At 71.8% G+C, this 15636-nt stretch carries 16 protein-coding genes; 11 read left to right on the top strand and 5 right to left on the bottom strand.

Going from position 1 to position 15636, the window contains the following annotated elements; all coding sequences use genetic code 11:
* Positions 1-79 precede the first annotated feature (79 nt).
* The 4 genes from leuC to GGE06_RS18350 all read left to right on the top strand — a co-directional run bounded on the left by leuC (position 80) and on the right by GGE06_RS18350 (position 3275).
* Complete coding sequence (leuC, locus tag GGE06_RS18365) at positions 80-1504, top strand: 3-isopropylmalate dehydratase large subunit (RefSeq protein ID WP_116158657.1); 1425 nt, start codon at positions 80-82, stop codon at positions 1502-1504.
* A gap of 6 nt (positions 1505-1510) precedes the next feature.
* Positions 1511-2104, top strand: a complete 594-nt coding sequence (gene leuD / locus GGE06_RS18360) for a 3-isopropylmalate dehydratase small subunit (protein ID WP_116158656.1) — start codon at positions 1511-1513, stop codon at positions 2102-2104.
* Between the two features lie 104 nt (positions 2105-2208).
* The gene (locus GGE06_RS18355) at positions 2209-2436 is read left to right on the top strand and encodes an SCO5555 family protein (RefSeq protein ID WP_015036430.1); all 228 of its coding nucleotides are present in this window, start codon (positions 2209-2211) and stop codon (positions 2434-2436) included.
* A gap of 143 nt (positions 2437-2579) precedes the next feature.
* A complete protein-coding gene (locus GGE06_RS18350) occupies positions 2580-3275 on the top strand; it encodes an HU family DNA-binding protein (protein ID WP_116158655.1) in 696 nt (231 codons plus the stop codon).
* Positions 3276-3348: 73 nt separating this feature from the next.
* On the opposite strand, the gene GGE06_RS18345 is transcribed toward GGE06_RS18350, so the two are convergent.
* On the bottom strand, positions 3349-3558 hold the full coding sequence (locus tag GGE06_RS18345) for a hypothetical protein (protein ID WP_030551092.1): 210 nt from the start codon (positions 3556-3558) through the stop codon (positions 3349-3351).
* A gap of 10 nt (positions 3559-3568) precedes the next feature.
* Positions 3569-4234: a 2-phospho-L-lactate guanylyltransferase gene (gene cofC / locus GGE06_RS18340; protein ID WP_116158654.1), complete on the bottom strand. Its 666-nt coding sequence runs from the start codon at positions 4232-4234 to the stop codon at positions 3569-3571.
* A 126-nt stretch (positions 4235-4360) separates the two neighbouring features.
* Between cofC and GGE06_RS18335 the strand changes: the two genes are divergently transcribed.
* From GGE06_RS18335 to GGE06_RS18325, 3 genes are all read left to right on the top strand, one after another.
* Positions 4361-5113: a lysophospholipid acyltransferase family protein gene (locus tag GGE06_RS18335; RefSeq protein ID WP_116158653.1), complete on the top strand. Its 753-nt coding sequence runs from the start codon at positions 4361-4363 to the stop codon at positions 5111-5113.
* Positions 5110-6111 (top strand): NAD(P)H-dependent glycerol-3-phosphate dehydrogenase, encoded by a 1002-nt coding sequence (locus GGE06_RS18330; RefSeq protein WP_116158652.1) that lies wholly within the window; start codon positions 5110-5112, stop codon positions 6109-6111. Before GGE06_RS18335 ends, GGE06_RS18330 begins: the two co-directional genes overlap by 4 nt.
* 81 nt (positions 6112-6192) lie before the next feature.
* Positions 6193-7332: a D-alanine--D-alanine ligase family protein gene (locus GGE06_RS18325; protein ID WP_116158651.1), complete on the top strand. Its 1140-nt coding sequence runs from the start codon at positions 6193-6195 to the stop codon at positions 7330-7332.
* A 32-nt stretch (positions 7333-7364) separates the two neighbouring features.
* Here the strand turns inward: GGE06_RS18325 and GGE06_RS18320 are convergent, their stop codons facing one another.
* Complete coding sequence (locus tag GGE06_RS18320) at positions 7365-7847, bottom strand: DUF3515 domain-containing protein (RefSeq protein ID WP_181924494.1); 483 nt, start codon at positions 7845-7847, stop codon at positions 7365-7367.
* Between the two features lie 20 nt (positions 7848-7867).
* Positions 7868-8101 (bottom strand): Lrp/AsnC family transcriptional regulator, encoded by a 234-nt coding sequence (locus GGE06_RS18315; protein ID WP_017947604.1) that lies wholly within the window; start codon positions 8099-8101, stop codon positions 7868-7870.
* Positions 8102-8334: 233 nt separating this feature from the next.
* On the opposite strand from GGE06_RS18315, the gene GGE06_RS18310 reads away from it, so the two are divergent.
* Positions 8335-9297: a thiamine-phosphate kinase gene (locus GGE06_RS18310; protein WP_116158650.1), complete on the top strand. Its 963-nt coding sequence runs from the start codon at positions 8335-8337 to the stop codon at positions 9295-9297.
* Positions 9294-10088 carry a bifunctional hydroxymethylpyrimidine kinase/phosphomethylpyrimidine kinase gene (thiD, locus tag GGE06_RS18305; RefSeq protein ID WP_184931284.1) on the top strand — a complete coding sequence of 265 codons (795 nt, stop codon included), beginning with the start codon at positions 9294-9296 and terminating at the stop codon, positions 10086-10088. The genes GGE06_RS18310 and thiD overlap by 4 nt, the downstream gene beginning before the upstream one ends.
* A 113-nt stretch (positions 10089-10201) precedes the next feature.
* On the opposite strand, the gene rpmB is transcribed toward thiD, so the two are convergent.
* A complete protein-coding gene (gene rpmB, locus GGE06_RS18300; RefSeq protein ID WP_003957616.1) occupies positions 10202-10387 on the bottom strand; it encodes a 50S ribosomal protein L28 in 186 nt (61 codons plus the stop codon).
* A gap of 237 nt (positions 10388-10624) precedes the next feature.
* On the opposite strand from rpmB, the gene GGE06_RS18295 reads away from it, so the two are divergent.
* Both GGE06_RS18295 and GGE06_RS18290 read left to right on the top strand, forming a co-directional pair.
* On the top strand, positions 10625-12265 hold the full coding sequence (locus GGE06_RS18295; RefSeq protein ID WP_184931283.1) for a fatty acid kinase ATP-binding subunit FakA: 1641 nt from the start codon (positions 10625-10627) through the stop codon (positions 12263-12265).
* A 59-nt stretch (positions 12266-12324) separates the two neighbouring features.
* Positions 12325-15540: a helicase-related protein gene (locus GGE06_RS18290; protein WP_184931282.1), complete on the top strand. Its 3216-nt coding sequence runs from the start codon at positions 12325-12327 to the stop codon at positions 15538-15540.
* Positions 15541-15636 lie beyond the last annotated feature (96 nt).

Genomic DNA, 15636 nt, shown 5'->3' with positions numbered 1-15636 from the left:
CCTGGTGATGCGGCCGCACAACGGCCCGCGAAACGGGTCTCTAGTTGTGCCGGCGCAGCCGCCGGCCGGAGGGAAAGCGATGGGTAGGACACTCGCGGAGAAGGTCTGGGACGACCATGTCGTCCGGCGCGCCGAGGGCGAGCCCGACCTCCTCTTCATCGATCTGCACCTGCTGCACGAGGTCACCAGCCCCCAGGCCTTCGACGGCCTCCGGCAGAACGGCCGGCAGGTGCGGCGCCTCGACCTCACCATCGCCACCGAGGACCACAACACCCCGACCCTCGACATCGACAAGCCGATCGCGGACCCCGTCTCCCGCGCCCAGCTGGAGACCCTCCGCAAGAACTGTGCCGAGTTCGGCGTCCGGCTGCACCCGCTGGGCGACGTCGAGCAGGGCGTCGTCCACGTCGTGGGCCCCCAGCTGGGCCTGACCCAGCCCGGCACCACCGTGGTCTGCGGCGACTCGCACACCTCCACGCACGGCGCTTTCGGCGCGCTGGCGTTCGGCATCGGCACCAGCCAGGTCGAGCACGTGCTCGCCACCCAGACGCTGCCGCTGGCCCGCCCCAAGACCATGGCGATCACCGTCGACGGCGAGCTGCCCGAGGACGTCACCGCCAAGGACCTGATCCTGGCGATCATCGCGAAGATCGGCACCGGCGGCGGCCAGGGCTACATCCTGGAGTACCGCGGCTCCGCCATCGAGAAGCTCTCGATGGAGGCCCGGATGACCATCTGCAACATGTCGATCGAGGCCGGCGCCCGCGCGGGCATGATCGCCCCCGACGAGACGACCTTCGCCTACCTGAAGGGCCGCGCCCACGCCCCCGAGGGCGAGGACTGGGACGCCGCCGTCGCGTACTGGAAGACCCTGAAGTCCGACGAGGACGCGGTCTTCGACGCCGAGGTCGTCATCGACGGGCCCTCGCTGGCGCCGTTCGTCACCTGGGGCACCAACCCCGGCCAGGGCGCGCCGCTTTCGGCGAACGTCCCCGACCCGGCTTCGTACGAAGACGCTTCGGAGCGCCTCGCCGCCGAAAAGGCCCTGGAGTACATGGGGTTGACCGCCGGGCAGCCGCTGCGCGACATCAAGGTCGACACCGTCTTCGTAGGCTCCTGCACCAACGGCCGCATCGAGGACCTGCGCAACGCCGCCTCGCTCCTGGAGGGCCGCAAGGTCGCCGACGGCGTCCGCATGCTGGTCGTCCCCGGTTCGGTCCGGGTCGCCCTGCAGGCCGTCGAGGAGGGCCTGGACAAGGTCTTCAAGGAGGCCGGCGCCGAATGGCGGCACGCGGGCTGCTCGATGTGCCTGGGCATGAACCCCGACCAACTGGCTCCGGGTGAGCGTTCCGCGTCCACCTCCAACCGCAACTTCGAGGGCCGGCAGGGCAAGGGCGGCCGCACCCACCTGGTCTCCCCCCAGGTCGCCGCCGCCACCGCCGTCCTGGGCCACCTGGCCTCCCCGGCCGATCTGTCCGACGTCGCCACCACCGCGGGGGTCTGAGGAACCATGGAAGCTTTCACCACGCACACCGGCCGGGCCGTCCCGCTGCGCCGCAGCAACGTCGACACCGACCAGATCATCCCGGCGCACTGGCTCAAGAAGGTCACCCGCGACGGCTTCGAGGACGGCCTCTTCGAGGCCTGGCGCAAGGACTCCGAGTTCGTCCTCAACCGCCCGGAGCGGCAGGGCGCCACGGTCCTGGTCGCCGGCCCCGACTTCGGCACCGGCTCCTCCCGTGAGCACGCCGTCTGGGCGCTCCAGAACTACGGCTTCCAGGCGGTCATCTCCTCCCGGTTCGCCGACATCTTCCGCGGCAACTCGCTGAAGAACGGCCTGCTGACCGTCGTCCTCCCGCAGGAGACGGTGGACGCCCTCTGGGAGCTGACCGAGGCCGACCCGACCGCCGAGATCACCGTCGACCTGGAGGCCCGCAAGGTCCTCGCCGAGGGGATCGACGCCGACTTCGAGCTCGACGAGAACGCCCGCTGGCGTCTGCTCAACGGCCTCGACGACATCAGCCTCACCCTTCAGAACGAAGCCGACATCGCGGCCTACGAGGCTGCTCGACCGGCCTTCAAGCCCCGTACAATTACGGCCTGAGCAGCGCTTTTCCACGACTGCGCCCCCCACCGCCCGGTGGGGGGCGCAGTCGCTTGTTGAGACCCTGTCGGGCGACAACTCGCCCTAGATGGCACAATCGGTGCATGGAACGCGACAGCCAACTCGAGCTCTACGAGGCAGTCGCCGCCCGATTGAAGGAAGCGCACACAAGGGTGCGCTCACTGCAAGTCCCGGAGGGCGTAAGGATGGCGCTGTCCCGGAAGCTGCTGGTCGTCACGGCCGCGGCGAAGCACGATCTCAAGGACGCGGCAACGCGTCTCGACCGGTTGATGAAGGACCTCGATGAGGGCCGATTCCCAGAGGACGACTGACACCAGGAACTCCGCAACGGCACTTCCGCGTTGCGGCACTAGGGTGATTAGACCGTTTCGTGTTTGATTTGCGGTATATACATGCCTAACGTGCGAAAAAGCTTGAACACTTTCGTTCTGGCAATGTCTCCGAAGGGGAAGACGTGAACAAGGCGCAGCTCGTAGAAGCGATTGCCGACAAGATGGGCGGTCGTCAGCAGGCCGCCGATGCCGTCGACCACGTGCTCGACGCCATCGTGCGTGCCGTGGTGTCCGGCGACCGGGTCTCGGTCACGGGTTTCGGCTCGTTCGAGAAGGTCGACCGTCCGGCCCGCTACGCCCGCAACCCGCAGACGGGTGAGCGCGTCCGGGTCAAGAAGACCTCCGTCCCGCGCTTCCGTGCAGGTCAGGGCTTCAAGGACCTGGTCAGCGGCTCGAAGAAGCTCCCCAAGGGCGGCGAGGTCTCCGTCAAGAAGGCCCCCAAGGGCAGCCTCACCGGTGGCGCCTCCGCGACGGTGAAGAAGGCCGCCGCGAAGAAGGCCACCACCGCCAAGAAGGCCGCCGCGAAGAAGGCGATGCCCGCGAAGAAGGCCACGACGGCCGCGGCGAAGAAGACCACGGCCGCCGCGAAGAAGGCCACCACGGCCGCCGCGAAGAAGGCGACGCCCGCGAAGAAGGCCACCACGGCCGCGGCGAAGAAGACCACCGCCGCCGCGAAGAAGGCCACCACGGCCGCCGCGAAGAAGACGGTCGCCAAGAAGACCGCTCCGGCCAAGAAGGCCACGGCGAAGAAGGCGCCCGCCAAGAAGACGACGGCGCGCAAGACCACCGCCGCCAAGAAGACCGCCGCCAAGAAGTAGGACGCGCGGTACCGACCCGCCGGGCCGGGCTCCCCCTGGGGAGCCCGGCCCGCGGCGCTTCTTCCCTACCTGCTCAGAACGTCTGCAGCGTCACCAGCGTGATCCGCAGCCCCGCGCCCGAGGTGCCGGGCTCGGCCTCGATCCGCACCCGCTGCCCCGGCCGCAGCAGCCGCAGCCCGCCCGCCTCGAAGGCCTCCGCCCCGAACTCCACGGGGGTGCCGTCGTCGAGCAGCACACTGCCGCTGCGGGTCTCGGGGTCGTACGTGAACGCGGTCGCCTGCATGGACCGCAGCCTATCCGGCCGCCGTCAGCCACCGTGCGGCCGTCCGTGGACCGAGCCCCAGGGCCAGGGCCGCCGCCAGATCCTCCCCGGTGTCCACGTCCCGGCGCACGGAATCCACCCCGGCGATCCCGATTTCCACCGCCCCCGAAGACAAATGCCGCAGCCTCGACGCGCCCCCGAATGCCGGTTCCAATTCCACCCCCGGAGCCGCCGAGAGGAATGTCGTACCTATTTCGGCGGCATCCGCGAGAAAAGCCCTCGGAAAATCGCCGGCCGCGTCCAGGACCCGCGTCAGCTCCTCGGGCCGCAGCGCCGGAAGGTCCGCGTTGAGCGCCGCCACGCGCGCGTGCGGCCGCCCGGCCCGCACGGCACGGGCCCCGTGCGCGAGCGCCGCGTTGAGCCCCGCCGCGGGGGAGTCCGGCACGATCCGCGCGCCGAGCGCCGCGAGCGCCGCGCCGGCCACCGGATCGTCCGTGACGACGGCCACATCGCGCACGCGCGCGCAGTTCAGCACCGCACCCACGGTGTCCTCGGCGAACGCCAGCGCGAGCCGGGGCCGCAGCCGCGCGCCCGCCGCCGCGGCGAGCCTGCTCTTCGCCAGGGCGAGGGGCTTCAGGGGGACGACCAGGGACCAGCCGTCGTCGGCGCCGGTGCGCACCGGGGGCAGCGTCTTCATCGGAGCCATTCTGTCCCGCCCACGCGGTCCGCCCCAGGCCTCGGGGCGTACGGTGTCACTCGACAGAGCAGGAGCAGGGGGCGACACTTGACCCCCTGCCAGCCAGTCCCGGAGAAAGGTGTCCGAGTGCCCCGCCGCAGAATCGGCTTCTGGTACCGCCTCGCGGCGGTCATCGCCAAACCCCCCCTGGTGGTTCTGTTCAAGCGGGACTGGCGCGGCATGGAGCACATTCCGGCCGACGGCGGTTTCATCACCGCGGTCAACCACAACTCCTACCTGGACCCGCTGTCGTACGCGCACTACCAGTACAACACCGGTCGCGTCCCGCGCTTCCTCGCCAAGGCGGGCCTCTTCAAGGGCGGCTTCGTCGCCACCATGCTCCGGAACACCGGGCAGATCCCCGTCTACCGCGAGACGACCAACGCGCTGGACGCCTTCCGCGCGGCCGTCGACGCCATCGAGCGCGGCGAGTGCGTGGCCTTCTACCCGGAGGGCACCCTCACCCGCGACCCCGAGATGTGGCCCATGGCCGGCAAGACCGGCGCCGCCCGCGTCGCGCTGATGACCAAGGTCCCCGTCATCCCGGTGGCCCAGTGGGGCGCCAACCTCGCGATGCCGCCGTACGCCAAGGAGAACAAGCTCAGCCTGTTCCCCCGCAAGACGCTGATCGTGCAGGCGGGACCGCCCGTCGACCTCTCCCGCTTCGACGGCCTGGAGCCGACGCCCGAGGTCCTGCGCGAGGCCACCGAGGTCATCATGGCCGCCATCACCGCCCTCCTGGAGGAGGTCCGCGGCGAGAAGGCGCCCGCCGAGCCGTACGACCACCGCAAGGCCCGCCTGGAGCAGCGGCGCAGGGCCGCCGAGGAGGGCACCAAGTGACCAAGGCAGCCGTCTTCGGCAACGGATCCTGGGGCACCGCCTTCGCCATGGTGCTCGCCGACGCGGGCTGCGAGGTGAGCCTCTGGGGCCGCCGTGCCGAACTCGCCGAGGAGATCAACGCCACCCGGACCAACCCCGACTACCTGCCGGGCGTCGAACTCCCGAAGGGGATCACGGCCACCGCGGACCCCGCCGAGGCCGCCGCGGACGCCGACTTCACCGTCCTCGTCGTCCCCTCCCAGACCCTGCGCGGCAACCTCGCCGCCTGGAAGCCGGTCCTCGCCCCCGACACCGTCCTCGTCTCCCTCATGAAGGGCGTCGAACTCGGCACCGCCAAGCGGATGAGCGAGGTCATCACCGAGGTCGCCGACGTGCCCGCCGACCGCGTCGCCGTCCTCACCGGCCCCAACCTGGCCAAGGAGATCGCCGCCCGGCAGCCCGCCGCCGCCGTCGTCGCCTGCTCCGACGAGACGGTCGCCCAGCGGCTCCAGACCGCCTGCATGACCCCGTACTTCCGCCCGTACACCAACACCGACGTGGTGGGCTGCGAGCTCGGCGGCGCCGTCAAGAACGTCATCGGCCTCGCCGTCGGCATCGCCAACGGCATGGGCCTCGGCGACAACTCCAAGGCCACGCTCATCACCCGCGGCCTCGCCGAGACCACCCGCCTCGGCCTCGCCATGGGCGCCGACCCGCTGACCTTCTCCGGCCTCGCGGGCCTCGGCGACCTCGTCGCCACCTGCTCCTCGCCGCTCTCCCGGAACAACACCTTCGGCACCAACCTCGGCCGCGGGATGACCCTCCAGGAGACCATCGCGGCCACCAAGCAGACCGCCGAGGGCGTCAAGTCCTGCGAGTCCGTGCTCGATCTGGGCCGCCGCCACGGCGTCGACATGCCCATCACCGAGACCGTCGTCTCGATCGTCCACGACGGCAAGCCGCCCGTCGTCGCGCTCAAGGAACTGATGTCGCGCTCGGCCAAGCCCGAGCGCCGCTGAACCGGCCCGGTTGACCCGTACGCGCAAGGCGACAGCGGGGCGCTCAGCAGTTCGGGAGTCGCAAGGTACGCTCATCGCGATATGAGCGAGAACACCCAGAGCCCCCGCAAGCCGCGCGTGGCCGTCGTCTTCGGCGGCCGCAGCTCCGAGCACGCCATCTCCGTCGTCACGGCGGGCGCCGTCCTGAGCGCCATCGACCGGGACAAGTACGACGTGCTGCCCATCGGCATCACGACGGACGGGCGCTGGGCGCTCACCGCCGACGCCCCCGAGCGGATGGCGATCGCCGACCGGAAGCTGCCCAACGTCGCCGAACTGGCCGAGTCCGAGCAGGGCGGCGTCGTCCTCCCCGTCGACCCGTCCAGCCGCGAGGTCGTCCTCACCGAGCCGGGGCAGGTCCCCACGGCCCTCGGCGAGGTCGACGTGGTCTTCCCGATGCTCCACGGCCCCTACGGCGAGGACGGCACCCTCCAGGGCCTCCTGGAGCTCTCCGGCGTCCCCTACGTCGGCGCGGGCGTCCTCGCCTCCGCCGTCGGCCAGGACAAGGAGTACATGAAGCGGGTCTTCACCTCCTTCGGCCTCCCGGTCGGCCCGTACGAGGTCATCCGGCCGCGCGAGTGGGAGCAGAACCCCGCCGCCGCCCGCAAGAAGATCGTCGAGTTCGCCGCCGACCACGGCTGGCCGCTCTTCGTGAAGCCGGCCCGCGGCGGCTCCTCCATGGGCATCACCAAGGTCGACGACCTCTCCGGCCTGGACGAGGCCATCGAGGAGGCCCGCCGCCACGACCCCAAGATCCTCGTCGAGTCGCTGCTGCGCGGCCGCGAGATCGAGTGCGGCGTCCTGGAGTTCGAGGACGGCCCGCGCGCCAGCGTCCCGGCCGAGATCCCGCCGGTCACGAACCACGACTTCTACGACTTCGAGGCCAAGTACATCGACTCGGCCTCCGGCATCGTGCCCGCCCCCATCGGGGACGAGGCCACCGCCGAGGTCCAGCGCCTCGCCGTCCTCGCCTACGAGGCCGTGTCCTGCGAGGGCCTGGTCCGCGCCGACTTCTTCCTCACCGAGGACGGCGACTTCGTCATCAACGAGATCAACACCATGCCGGGCTTCACGCCCATCTCCATGTACCCGCGCATGTGGCAGGAGAGCGGCGTCAGCTACCCCGAGCTCGTCGACCGGCTCATCCAGGCCGCGCTGACCCGCTCCACGGGCCTGCGCTGACCAAGAAGCACGGCCCCGTGCCGCCGCGCCTCTCAGAGGCTCGGCGGCACCGCCTTGCGCACCGGGGCGGCGAGATCCGCGAGCGGCGTGGCGTCGTGCGCGTACCGCTCGTCGAGCGTCACCTCGACATACGCCTTCCGGTACGTGGTGGTGAAGCGCGGCCCGCTGCCCTCGGGGCGCTCCAGCATCCAGTTGACGCCGTTCGCCTCGATGGCCTGCGCCTTCGGATCGCTCATCTTTTCGGGCCGGGGGACCCCGCAGCGCAGTACGATCGCACCGTCACCCCACCCGGCGGTCAACTCGGAGCCGGGCTCCGGGTCACTCCGCGCCAGACCCGCCACGGTGCCGGGAAGCTCCTTCGCCAGTGCCTGGCAGAAGGCGGCCTCCTCCGCCGGCGGGCTCGGGACCACGACGGACGCCGTGGCGTCCGGCGAGGAGCACCCGGCGGCGGCCGACAGCAGGACGGCGGCCGCGACGGCGGCGGGCAGGCCGAAGGGCCGGTGGGAAGACGTCACCGGCCAAGCGTAGACGGGGGCTACAGATGAACGACCGGGCAGGTGAGGGTGCGCGTGATGCCGTCCACTTGCTGGACCTTGGCGACCACCATGCGGCCCAGCTCGTCGACGGTGTCCGCCTGTGCGCGCACGATCACGTCGTACGGGCCTGTGACGTCTTCGGCCTGGATGACCCCCGGGATCTTGGAGATGGTGTCGGCGACGGTCGACGCCTTGCCCACCTCGGTCTGGATGAGGATGTACGCCTGAACCACGGAACCTCCAGGGCGACCACGAGGATCTTGTGGGAGAAAGGGACGCCACGGTACCGCGTCGCCGCGGGCCACGGGGAGACCCGCGCGTCCGGAGGCGCTCGGGGTGTGGCGTACGCAGGACAGAAGTTGACGGTCTACTTGACGGTACCCAGCACGGTGACGGCCCGCGACCCGCGGCGCGCCCAGACGCGCCCCCGCCCGCTCGCCGGCACGAAGACACGAGGTGAGACGCGGTGAAGGGCACAGTCGGAGAGCTGGGCGAGTTCGGGCTCATCAGGGAGCTCACGTCCCGGCTCACCTCCACCCCGGCGGTACGGATCGGGCCCGGCGACGACGCCGCGGTCGTCTCCGCGCCCGACCGGCGCGTGGTGGCCAGCACGGACATCCTGCTCGAAGGACGTCACTTCCGCCGCGACTGGTCGACGGCGTACGACGTCGGCCGCAAGGCCGCCGCACAGAACCTGGCCGACATCGCGGCCATGGGCGCGGTGCCCACCGCGCTCCTCCTCGGCCTCGTCGTCCCCGCCGAACTCCCTGTGACATGGCCCACGGAACTGATGGACGGACTGCGCGACGAATGTCAGGTCGCGGGCGCGGCGGTGGTCGGCGGAGACGTCGTACGCGGCGACACGATCATGGTCTCCATCACCGCGCTCGGCGACCTCCGCAACCACGACCCGGTCACCCGGGGCGGCGCCCAGCCCGGCGACGTCGTCGCCTACACCGGCTGGCTCGGCTGGTCCGCCGCCGGATACGCGGTCCTCTCCCGCGGCTTCCGCTCCCCGCGCGCCTTCGTCGAGGCCCACCGCAGGCCCGAGCCGCCGTACCACGCGGGCCCGGCCGCCGCGGGGCTCGGCGCCACCGCCATGTGCGACGTCAGCGACGGCCTCATCGCCGACCTCGGGCACATCGCCGAGGCCAGCAAGGTCCGCATCGACCTGCGCTCGGGCCTCATCGACATCCCCACCCAGATGAACGACATCGGCCAGGCCGTCGGCGTCGACCCCATGCAGTGGGTGCTCACCGGGGGAGAGGACCACGCCATCGTGGCCACCTTCCCGCCGGACGTGAAGCTCCCCGCCCGCTGGAAGGTCATCGGCGAGGTCCTCCATCCCTCGGCGCTGCCGCAGGTCACCGTGGACGGCGCGCCCTGGCACAGCGTGGGCGGCTGGGACCACTTCGGAGAGACGGAGTGAATCCGCCCCTCGCGCTGACCGTCGCCGGATCCGACTCCGGCGGCGGCGCCGGCATCCAGGCCGACCTGAAGACGATGCTCGCGCTCGGCGTCCACGGCATGAGCGTCGTCACCGCCGTCACCGCCCAGAACTCGCGGGGCGTCCAGGGCGTCTGGGAGCTTCCCGTGGAGGCCGTGCGCGCCCAGTTCCGGGCCGTCGTCGACGACATCGGCGTCCAGGCGGTGAAGACCGGCATGCTCGCCTCGGCCCCGCTCGTGGAGACCGTCGCCGAGCTCCTCGCCTCCGTGGAGGCCCCCGTGGTCGTCGACCCGGTCGGCGTCTCCAAGCACGGCGACCCGCTCCTGGCCGAGGCCGCGCTCGACTCGGTCCGTACGAAGCTGCTGCCGGCCGCGACCGTCGCCACGCCCAACCTGGACGAGGTGACGCAGCTCACGGGCCTGGTGGTCGAGGACGAGAGCGGAATGCGGAGGGCGGCCGAGGCGATCCTCGCGTACGGGCCGCGCTGGGCACTGATCAAGGGCGGCCACCTCCCCGGAGACTTCGCCGAGGTCGTGGACCTGCTCACCGACGGCACCGAGGAGCACTGGCTGTACGCCCCCAGGTACGACAACCGGCACACCCACGGGACGGGCTGCACGCTCGCCTCGGCGGTCGCGTCGGGACTCGCCAAGGGACTGGCCGTGCCGGAGGCGGTGCGGGAGGCGAAGTCGTACGTGACCGGGGCGATCGCGGCCGGGTTCGCGCTGGGGTCGGGCATCGGCCCGGTGGACCACGGCTGGCAGACGCGCTGAGGGCGCCCACCTCCTCCCGGATACGTTTCCGGGCATGGCAAAAGGCCGGTTCACCGAGGTGAACCGGCCTTTCAAGGCAACCGCAGGGGCTGCGCTACGACAGAACGTCGCGATTAGCGCGAGACCTTGCCGGCCTTGATGCACGAGGTGCAGACGTTGAGCCGCTTCGGCGTCCGACCGACCACGGCACGCACGCGCTGGATGTTCGGGTTCCAGCGACGGGACGTACGGCGGTGCGAGTGCGAAATGTTGTTGCCGAAGCCCGGCCCCTTGCCGCAGACGTCGCAGTTGGCAGCCACGGGTCACTCCAAAGACTTCAGAATTACAGTGAAATCCGGCGCACCGGAATCAGGAGTCTGAAGTGGCTTGCCGGGGAACGGCCCGGTTTGAACCGGGCAACCGAAGCAGCATACAACGCCTGCTTCCGTGGAACGAAACTACCATGGTCTCCGCGGACCTCGCCCCGGGCCCCGGTCACGAGCGGGTCACCCCCGGTCTACCCTGCGGTGAGCTCACCGCCGAAGGAGGACCCCCCGTTGTCGCGAGCCCTTCAGCCCGACGAGGAGCTCGTCGAGCTCGACGCCGCAGCGGTCCGCACCTGGTGCGCGCGGGCCCTCGACGCCCTCGGACGGGAGCGCGAGGAGATCGACGCGATCAACGTCTACCCGGTCGCTGACGGGGACACCGGCACCAACCTCTACCTGACGGCCGAGGCCGCCCACCAGGCCGTCGAGGCCGTCTTCGCCGCCTCCGCGCCCGACACCGCCGAGACCGTACGGGCCATGGCGCACGGCGCCCTGCTCGGCGCCCGGGGCAACTCCGGCACGATCCTCGCCCAGCTCCTGCGCGGCATGGCCGCGGTCCTCGCCGAAGGACGTGACGGCGATCACCTCGCCCGCGCCCTCGCCGAGGCCTCCACCGCCGCCCGGCAGGCCGTCGCCCACCCCGTGGAGGGCACCGTCCTCACCGTGGCCGCCGCGGCCGCGGACGGCTGCGCGGGCGGCGGCACCCTCGTGGAGGTGGCCGCACGGGCCCACGAGCGCGCCAGGACCGCCCTGGAGGCGACCCCGCGCCAACTGGACGTGCTCGGCCGGGCCGGGGTCGTGGACGCCGGTGGACGCGGTCTGCTCGCCGTCCTCGGCGCGCTCGTCGAGACCGTGAGCGGCCGGACGCCGGAGCCCGCGGAGACCGCGCCGGGCGGGGTACGGCTCCTCGGGGACGTACGGGCCGTGCCGGCCGCCGCCCCGCCCTGCGACGGCGAGGCCGGACCCGCCTACGAGGTGATCTACCTCCTGGAGGCCCAGGACGCCGCCGTGGAGCTGCTGCGGGCCCGGCTCGACGCCCTCGGCGACTCCCTCGTCGTCGTCGGCGGCGACGGACTGTGGAACGTCCACGTCCACGTCGACGACGCGGGCGCCGCCGTCGAGGCCGGAGTCGAGGCCGGCCGGCCCCACCGCATCCGCATCACCCACTTCGCGGCCGACGCCGCGGCCGCGACCGTACGCGGGGAACGCGCCCAGCGCGCGGTCGTCGCCGTCGTCCCCGGCGAGGGCCTCGCCGGACTCTGCGCCGAGGCCGGCGCGACCACCGTCCGCAGCAGGCCCGGCGAACCGCCCGCCGGCGACGAACTCCTGGAGGCCATCCGGCGGGCGCACGCCCGCGAGGTCGTCCTCCTGCCCAACGACACCGAACTGCGCCAGACGGCGACCGCCGCCGCCGAACGCGCCAGGGCCGAGGGCATCCGCGTCGCCCTCATCCCGACCCGGGCCGCCGTCCAGGGCATCGCCGCCCTCGCCGTCCACGAACCCGACCGGCGCTTCGACGAGGACGTCGTCGCCATGACGGCCGCCGCCGGAGCCACCCGCTACGCCGAACTCGCCGTCGCCGAACGCCGGTCCTTCACCTCCGCCGGCGTCTGCCAGGCCGGCGACGTCCTCGGCCTCATCGAGGGCGACGTCGCCGTCATCGGCAAGGACCTCACCGAGACCGCCCGCACCGTCCTGGACCGCATGCTCTCGGCCGGCGGCGAACTCGTCACCCTCGTCGTCGCCGACGACACCCCGCCCGACCTCGCCCCCGACCTGGAGCGGCACGTCCGGCGCGGCTACCTGGCCGTCGACACCACCACGTACCACGCGGGCGCGGGGGCCCCGCCGCTGCTCATCGGGGTGGAATAGGGCACGGACCCGGCGGTCGTCCACGGGCCTCGGCCCGGCTGTCGGTCCCGTGGTCTTCAATGGAAGGCGTGCCCGCGCTCGACGAACCACTCAAGAAGTCCCTCGGCCCCGCCACCGCCAAGGTCATGGCCGAGGCGCTCGACCTGCACACGGTCGGGGACCTCCTCCACCACTACCCCCGCCGGTACGCCGAGCGGGGGGAGCTGACGACCCTCTCCGACCTGCCGCTCGACGAGCACGTCACGGTGGTCGCGCAGGTCGCCGACGCGCGCGTGCTGACCTTCAACGGACCCAAGGGACGCGGCCAGCGCCTCGAAGTGACCATCACCGACGGCAGTGGCCGGGTGCAGCTGGTCTTCTTCGGCAAGGGCGTGCACAAACCGCACAAGGACCTGCTGCCCGGCACCCGCGCGATGTTCGCCGGCAAGGTCTCGCTCTTCAACCGGCGCCTCCAGCTCGCCCACCCCGCGTACGAACTCCTCCGCGGCGACGGCGACGAGTCCGCCGAAAGCGCGGTCACCTGGGCCGGCGCCCTCATCCCGATCTACCCGGCCGCCGCCAAACTGGAGTCCTGGAAGATCGCCAAGGCCGTCGACGCCGTCCTGCCCAGCGCCGGCGACGCCGTCGACCCGCTGCCGCCCGCCCTGCGCGAGGGCCGCGGCCTCACCGACCTCCCCGACGCCCTGCGGAGGATCCACCGCCCCCGTACCAAGGCGGACATCGCCGACGCGCGCGAGCGGCTCAAGTGGGACGAGGCCTTCGTCCTCCAGGTCGCCCTCGCCCGCCGCCGGCACGCCGACACCCAACTGCCCGCCGTCGCCCGTCGCCCGGCCCCCGACGGCATCCTCGACGCCTTCGACGCCAAGCTGCCCTTCACCCTCACCGACGGCCAGACGAAGGTCTCGAAGGAGATCTTCGACGACCTCGGCACCGAACACCCCATGCACCGCCTCCTCCAGGGCGAGGTCGGATCGGGTAAGGCGCAGCCTCTGGACTCCCTCGTGTTGACCCCTGGGGGATTCCGACGGATGGGCGACATGCGGGTGGGGGACGAAGTGATCGTGCCCACGGGAGAGACCGCGGTCGTCGACGGAGTCTTTCCGCAGGGGGAGCGCGAGGTGTGGCGGATCCTTCTCTCGGACGGAACCGCCGTGGAGTGCGACGACGAGCATTTGTGGATCGTGGGAACGAGTTGCGCGTGGCACCGAGGCCAGGCCCCCGAGGTGCTGACCACAAGGGAGATCCGGCATGACCTCGTGAAGGCGAACGGCTCTCCGAAGTGGTACATCCCCGCCGCCGCGCCAGTGGACCTCGGAGACGGGTCCACACTGCCGCTCGATCCGTATCTGCTCGGTGTGCTCCTGGGCGACGGCTCGTTCCGGCACGACCTACGGCTCTCCACGACCGACGCCGAGATCCATGACGCCGTCGCGATGTCCGTAGAGCCGGACTGCAGGCTCACCCCCGTGGTCGGCTCGCGTTGCGACTACACGATCCAGCTCGTCCGGCGTGCGGGCGGCGCGCGGAATCCTGTGATCCAAGCGCTGCGCGACCTGGAGCTGTGGGGCGCCACATCGCATGACAAGTTCATCCCCGAGCAGTTCAAGAACGCCACGATCAAGGACCGTCTCGCGGTTCTCCAAGGGCTCCTGGACACCGACGGCACCGTGCACCAGGACGGCATGAGTGTGTCGCTCTGCTCCGCTTCGCGCTTGCTCGCGGAGGACGTGGCGTGGCTCGTGCGCTCGCTCGGCGGGCGAGCGCGGGTTCTGCCGGAGAAGACCGCCTTCAATGTCTCGGTGGCTCTGCCCGACGAGCACCCCCCGTTCCGGCTCACCCGCAAGGCCGAGCGGATGCGTCCGAGGCCCGAGTACAACACCTTCCGGCGTGGCATCCGTGCTGTGGAGTACGTCGGCCGGAAGGCCGTGCAGTGCATCAGCGTCGCGCATGCCGACCACGCCTACGTGACGGATCACTTCACCGTGACGCACAACACGATGGTCGCGCTGCGCGCCATGCTCACCGTCGTCGACTCCGGCGGGCAGGCCGCGATGCTCGCCCCCACCGAGGTCCTCGCCCAGCAGCACCACCGCTCCGTCACCGAGATGATGGGCGAGCTCGCCGAGGGAGGCATGCTCGGCGGCGCCGACCGCGCCACCAAGGTCGTGCTGCTCACCGGCTCCATGGGCGTCGCCGCCCGCCGCCAGGCCCTGCTCGACCTGGTCACCGGCGAGGCCGGCATCGTCATCGGCACGCACGCGCTGATCGAGGACAAGGTCCAGTTCCACGACCTCGGCCTGGTCGTCGTCGACGAGCAGCACCGCTTCGGCGTCGAGCAGCGCGACGCGCTCCGGGGCAAGGGCAAGCAGCCCCCGCACCTCCTCGTCATGACGGCGACGCCCATCCCGCGCACGGTCGCCATGACCGTCTTCGGCGACCTGGAGACCTCCGTCCTCGACCAGCTGCCCGCCGGCCGCTCGCCGATCGCCAGCCACGTCGTCCCCGCCGCCGACAAGCCGCACTTCCTCACGCGCGCGTGGGAACGGGTCCGCGAGGAGGTGGCGAACGGGCACCAGGCGTACGTCGTCTGCCCGCGCATCGGCGACGAGGAGGACCAGAAGAAGAAGTCCAAGGCGTCCCCCGAGGACGAGGCCGAGAAGCGCCCGCCGCTCGCCGTCCTCGACGTCGCCGAGAAGCTCCGCACCGGCCCCCTCGCCGGCCTGCGGATCGCCGTCCTGCACGGCCGCATGCACCCGGACGACAAGGACGACGTCATGCGCCGCTTCGCCGCCGGCGAGCTCGACGTCCTCGTCGCCACCACCGTCATCGAGGTCGGCGTCAACGTGCCCAACGCCACCGCGATGGTGATCATGGACGCCGACCGCTTCGGCGTCTCCCAGCTCCACCAGCTCCGCGGCCGCGTCGGCCGCGGCTCCGCCCCCGGCCTCTGCCTCCTGGTCAGCGAGATGCCCGAGGCGAGCCCCGCCCGCCAGCGGCTCAACGCCGTCGCCACCACCCTCGACGGCTTCGAACTCTCCCGCATCGACCTCGAACAGCGCCGCGAGGGCGACGTCCTCGGCCAGGCCCAGTCCGGCGTCCGCTCCTCCCTGCGGATGCTCACCGTCATCGACGACGAGGAGGTCATCGCCGCCGCCCGCGAGGAGGCCACCGCCCTCGTCCTCGCCGACCCCGACCTCACCGCCCACCCGGGCCTGCGCACCGCGCTCGACGCCCTGCTCAGCGAGGAGCGGGAGGAGTACCTGGAGAAGGGCTGAGCACCCGGCCGCGCGCGGGCCGAGCACCGGGACGGAGGCCGAGCGCCCCGCCGCGCGTCGCGGGGCGCGTACCGGGACACGGGCTGTGCGCCCGAA

Source organism: Streptomyces nymphaeiformis (assembly GCF_014203895.1).
Taxonomy (GTDB): Bacteria; Actinomycetota; Actinomycetes; order Streptomycetales; family Streptomycetaceae; genus Streptomyces; species Streptomyces nymphaeiformis.
Note: the sequence above shows the minus strand (reverse complement) of the source record. Positions and strands in the feature narration are given on the sequence as shown.